The organism is Gelidibacter sp., from assembly GCF_035577925.1.
Classification (GTDB): Bacteria; Bacteroidota; Bacteroidia; order Flavobacteriales; family Flavobacteriaceae; genus Gelidibacter.
The window spans coordinates 1-4667 of sequence record NZ_DATJCY010000091.1 but is presented as its reverse complement, the minus strand read 5'-3'; the positions used below and the strand labels follow the sequence as shown (position 1 = coordinate 4667).

The 4667-nt window shown below is 35.5% G+C and carries 6 protein-coding genes and 2 tRNA genes; 2 read left to right on the top strand and 6 right to left on the bottom strand.

Annotated features, from left to right (window positions below):
• The 6 genes from VNJ50_RS03250 to VNJ50_RS03225 all read right to left on the bottom strand — a co-directional run.
• Positions 1 to 387, bottom strand: a 387-nt coding sequence (locus VNJ50_RS03250; RefSeq protein WP_325579008.1) for a methylmalonyl-CoA mutase family protein, incomplete at its 3' end; no start/stop codon positions are given.
• Positions 380 to 1750 (bottom strand): methylmalonyl-CoA mutase subunit beta, encoded by a 1371-nt coding sequence (locus tag VNJ50_RS03245; RefSeq protein WP_325579006.1) that lies wholly within the window; start codon positions 1748 to 1750, stop codon positions 380 to 382. The genes VNJ50_RS03245 and VNJ50_RS03250, both read right to left, overlap by 8 nt.
• Entirely contained in the window at positions 1743 to 2027 is a 285-nt protein-coding gene (locus VNJ50_RS03240; protein WP_325579004.1) for an FtsB family cell division protein, read from the bottom strand. The genes VNJ50_RS03245 and VNJ50_RS03240 overlap by 8 nt, the downstream gene beginning before the upstream one ends.
• Before the next feature lie 40 nt (positions 2028 to 2067).
• The gene (udk, locus tag VNJ50_RS03235) at positions 2068 to 2676 is read right to left on the bottom strand and encodes a uridine kinase (protein ID WP_325579002.1); all 609 of its coding nucleotides are present in this window, start codon (positions 2674 to 2676) and stop codon (positions 2068 to 2070) included.
• 50 nt (positions 2677 to 2726) lie between these two features.
• Entirely contained in the window at positions 2727 to 3137 is a 411-nt protein-coding gene (locus VNJ50_RS03230; RefSeq protein WP_325579000.1) for a cytochrome c, read from the bottom strand.
• Between the two features lie 8 nt (positions 3138 to 3145).
• The gene (locus VNJ50_RS03225; protein ID WP_325578998.1) at positions 3146 to 4252 is read right to left on the bottom strand and encodes a PQQ-dependent sugar dehydrogenase; all 1107 of its coding nucleotides are present in this window, start codon (positions 4250 to 4252) and stop codon (positions 3146 to 3148) included.
• A 107-nt stretch (positions 4253 to 4359) separates the two neighbouring features.
• Between VNJ50_RS03225 and VNJ50_RS03220 the strand changes: the two genes are divergently transcribed.
• Both VNJ50_RS03220 and VNJ50_RS03215 read left to right on the top strand, forming a co-directional pair.
• A tRNA-Pro gene (locus tag VNJ50_RS03220) sits at positions 4360 to 4434 on the top strand.
• A 26-nt stretch (positions 4435 to 4460) separates the two neighbouring features.
• A tRNA-Arg gene (locus VNJ50_RS03215) sits at positions 4461 to 4534 on the top strand.
• Positions 4535 to 4667 lie beyond the last annotated feature (133 nt).

The following is a 4667-nucleotide window of genomic DNA, read 5'->3' as shown; positions in this document are numbered from 1 at the left end:
ATCACCAACCACGCGTTCGTGATCGGAATCATAACCTCTATGCGTTGCCAAATCGAAAGCTACAGATAGTCCTTTTTGTCCTGCGGCCAGATTTCTTCTATAAAAAGCATTACTTTCTTCGGCTGTTGAAAATCCTGCATATTGACGAATGGTCCAAGGGCGGCGCACATACATTGTGGAATAAGGTCCTCGTAAATTAGGGGCTATTCCAGCAATAAAATTAAGATGTTCAACATTTTTTAAATCAGCAAAGCTGTACGACGGGAAAACTGATATGCCTTCGGCAGTGTGAAAAGTTTCAAGTTGAGAATGATTCGCCAATAGACTTTCGTCATCTGACCTTCGACTCTTATCTAATTCAATATGCTGTAAATTTTTTCTACTCATCTTCCAATCGTTTTTGTTCCACAGTTTCCGCCAAACGCTTTCCGATAATAGGTTCAATCAAAGTTTTAATTGGATTTTTTTTGATAAAAGGATAGAGTTCCAATGTGTCTTTCATTTTATCATTGGTATTACGATGTTTGTTTGTACCCAACAAAACCAATTCGCCACGATCAAATTGCTCTTGTTCTTTTGTGGCGCTTTCCTTTATTTTATTTTGAATAATGCCTTCTTTTAACTGATGTAAGAATCCGCCATTTTGTTCAATATCCTTAAATAAAACCAATGCTTTTTCGGCTAATTGTGTGGTTATACTTTTAATATAGTATGCGCCATCGGCCGGATTATCGACTTTATCAAAATAACTTTCGTGCTTTAAAATCAATAGTTGATTTCTTGAAATACGTTCGGAAAACTCATTGTCCTTATGGTAAATAGCATCATAAGGCAAATTGCTAATCACGTTGGCACCACCTAAAATGGCACTCATACATTCGGTTGTAGTGCGCAACAAATTGGTATTATAATCATATAAAGTCTTATTGCGTTTTGTTGGTGTAGCAAAAATGAGACAATCCTCACGGAAACCGTAAGCTCTTGCCAAAGTTGCCCATAGTTTTCTTAACGCAAGAAGTTTGGCAATTTCAAAAAAGTAATTGGTACCCACCGAAACATTAAAAATAACCTCGAAAGATTGCTTAGCTAAATCCGAAAGTTTATCGTCTAAATAATTTAAGTACTCATTGGCATGAGCCAAACTATAAGCCAATTGTTGCACCATATTGGCACCTGCATTTTGGTACGAATCCAAGTTAATGGTAAAAGTTTTTGTATGTTTTATAATGGCTTCAAACTCTGCGAAATCTGATTTTAAATTTGTAAACCAGTTTCCGGTTTTGGCTAAATTTCCAATAATATCCGTTTGAATATACTTATTGTTTTTGCTCGGAATAAATGTAAATTGCTTTGCAAATTGTGCCGATAAAAATTGACATTCAAAAAAAACGGCAATTTTAGTCAAATTAATATTGACTAAAAGGTCTTTAATTACAATATCCGAAGAAGGAAGAATAAACTTAATGCCTTCTGCACCGCGTTGGATGGCATCTATTGCCTTTAGATTTGATTTTTCAATATTTGCTACAAATATCGTTTGGCAAATTTGCCAAGTCGTACTTTCAGTGCCAAAACTATCCGAAACATCCTCAAATTCATCGGCATGATAAAAAGGTTTTACATTAATACCTTCATCGGTTTTCCAAATAAGGGTTTCGTTATAATCCGCACCTTTTAAATCGTATTGAATGAGTTGTTTCCATTGTTTGGAAGATACTTCTTCAAAATCTCCAAATAGTGTTTTAGTCATAATCACTTTTGTTTTTTATACTATCTTCATATTCAATAATATAAATTTCTTCATTTTCTCGTTTCATATAATATTTTTCACGAGCCAAGCGTTCCAAACCCTCCTCAGTACTTAATGCCTTTATGGCTTTTTTATCTTTTTGGATTTCTTTAATATAATAATCACGTTCATTTTCCAAAGCTTTCATTTCTGAATTCAATTCATGATGAATTAAAAAAGAATTACCATCAAAAAACAGCATCCATATGGCAAATACCGTAAAGATAATGACGTACATGTTTTTAAAGGGTCTTAAATATTTTGGATTCATCTCAAAATTACACTAAACGTTCGTTAATGATAGATTTCACGATATCAATGGCCACTGTGTTGTACTTATTATTTGGAATGATGATATCGGCATATTCTTTCATAGGTTCAATAAACTGCTCGTGCATTGGTTTTAAAGTGCTTTTGTAACGTGCCAGTACTTCGTCCAAATCACGGCCGCGCTCCATAATGTCACGTTTTAATCGTCTTATTAGTCGCTCATCACTATCTGCATGAACAAATATTTTGATATCAAACATATCCCTTAATTCGGGATTGGTTAAAATCAAAATACCTTCAACAATCATTACCTTCCGCGGATGCGTCAAAACCGTATCGCCTGTTCTATTATGTTTTATAAACGAATATATTGGTTGCTGAATGTCTTTTCCTTGGCGCAAATCTTTTAAGTGACTTTCCAACAGTTCAAAATCGATGGAGCGTGGATGGTCAAAATTAATCTCGGTACGTTCTTCAAAACTCAGATGTGACGTGTCCTTATAATAGGAATCTTGCGAGATGACACCCACTTCCCCTTCTGGCAATTCAGTTAAAATTTGATTGACAACGGTTGTTTTACCACATCCGGTCCCTCCTGCAATTCCTATAATCAGCATGCTTTATTGTTTAAATTGATGAGGCAAATTTAACCAAATATAAAGAACTCTTACGGCTGTATTTTAGAAACTTCGGCAACGGTTACAATTTTACCATCCGCATTCCCCCATGAATTTAAAATATAATTCATAACATCGGCAACTTCATCATCCAAAAGCCCTAAACTGGCCATGGCATTATTATATTTTTTGCCATTAACTGTAATTTCTCCCGCCAGTCCATACTTTACAGCTTTTATACTTTCTTCACGTTTTTTCATTAAATAATCCGAATCTGCCAAAGGCGGATATATATTAGGTGTACCTTTTCCATCTGGCAAATGGCAGTTCATACAAAAATCCTCATACACCAAAGCACCTCTTTTAATACTTTCCTTAAGTTCTTGAGATTGCTCCTGTGGTTGTAATTGTTCACTATTGCATGAAAATACAATGCTTAAAAACACAAATACTCCAATCATCGTAATTATTAATTTTTAGGTAAAAGTTTAACAACCCCTAAGTTTTCTATACCTACATAAATATAGCCATCCGGTCCTTGAACCACGGTTCTTACACGGCCCAATCCATCTAGCAAACGTTCTTCTTTTATGACTTTTTCATCGGACAAAATAATTTTATCTAAATACTTAAATTTTAGAGATCCTATTAATAAATTGCCTTTCCAACCGGGATATTTGTCGCTTGTTATAAAAGCCATACCACTTGGTGCAATTGACGGATCCCAGTAATGAAGGGGTTGTTCCATGCCTTCTTTTTCGGTGATATCCGTAAACTTTGTCCCTGAGTAATTAATTCCATAACTAATAACCGGCCAACCGTAATTCGCTCCCTTTTTAATGATATTTATTTCGTCACCACCTTGAGGCCCATGCTCATTGGTCCATACTTTACCGGTTTCAGGATGCAAAACCATACCTTGCGGATTGCGATGTCCGTAAGAATAAATTGCTTTTTTAGCATTAGGCTCATTTATAAATGGATTGTCATTAGGGACAGAACCATCATCATTTAAACGATAGACTTTACCGCCATCGCGAGTAATATCCTGTGGATTAACATCCTGTTCGCCGCGCTCTCCAATCGTAAAATAAAGGTAACCATCATTATCAAAAACGATGCGCGAACCAAAATGCTGTCCTTTGGTTGTATTTGGCGTCGCTTTATAAAGCAATTCTTTATTAACGAGTGTATTGTTTACAAGTTTGGCGCGCATCAATGCCGTATGTCCGCCATTACCTTCACCTTCAGAAGAGGCGTAAGTGAAATAAATCCAACCGTTTTCATCATAATTAGGATGAAGCATAATATCCAAAAGTCCGCCCTGTCCTCTATTATAAACTTCAGGAACACCTTGTACTTCTGTTTTTTTCCCATCTTTAAAATGAATAATTTTTCCTTCCTTCTCATTGATCAACATAGATTGATCTGGCAGAAATGCAATTCCCCATGGAATGGTCAAATCAGAAACCACTATTTCATAATCATGGTCAGTATTAATAGGATTTTTATCCTGAGCACAAGATACAAACCCAATAAAAGCCGTTACTAAAACAGCAAAACATCTAGTTTTCATATGAATAATCTTTAAAGTTTAAATTTAGAAATAATTATTGTTACAATTGAAAGAAAAGCTATATATTTGCACTTCAATTTTTAGAATTGAAACAAAAGATAACCTTTCGGGGTGTAGCGTAGCCCGGTTATCGCGCCTGCTTTGGGAGCAGGAGGCCGCAGGTTCGAATCCTGCCACCCCGACAGATTAATCTTTGTTTTTTAGTTTCGGCCCAATAGCTCAGCTGGATAGAGCAACTGCCTTCTAAGCAGTAGGTCTCAGGTTCGAATCCTGATTGGGTCACTAATGGGACAAATCTAAAACATAGATTTGTCCCATTTTATTTCCCTCTGTAAAGCACTACTTGTATTTGCATTGTAAAGGGTAGAATCTAATTTTGAAACTAATATATATTTTTGTTTTTTCAAGAAAAAGG

Coding starts and splice junctions, on each gene's coding strand:
- VNJ50_RS03240 (WP_325579004.1), bottom strand. CDS start 2,027: ATGTACGTCATTATCTTTACGGTATTTGCCATATGGATGCTGTTTTTT.
- VNJ50_RS03225 (WP_325578998.1), bottom strand. CDS start 4,252: ATGAAAACTAGATGTTTTGCTGTTTTAGTAACGGCTTTTATTGGGTTT.
- VNJ50_RS03230 (WP_325579000.1), bottom strand. CDS start 3,137: ATGATTGGAGTATTTGTGTTTTTAAGCATTGTATTTTCATGCAATAGT.
- udk (WP_325579002.1), bottom strand. CDS start 2,676: ATGCTGATTATAGGAATTGCAGGAGGGACCGGATGTGGTAAAACAACC.
- VNJ50_RS03245 (WP_325579006.1), bottom strand. CDS start 1,750: ATGACTAAAACACTATTTGGAGATTTTGAAGAAGTATCTTCCAAACAA.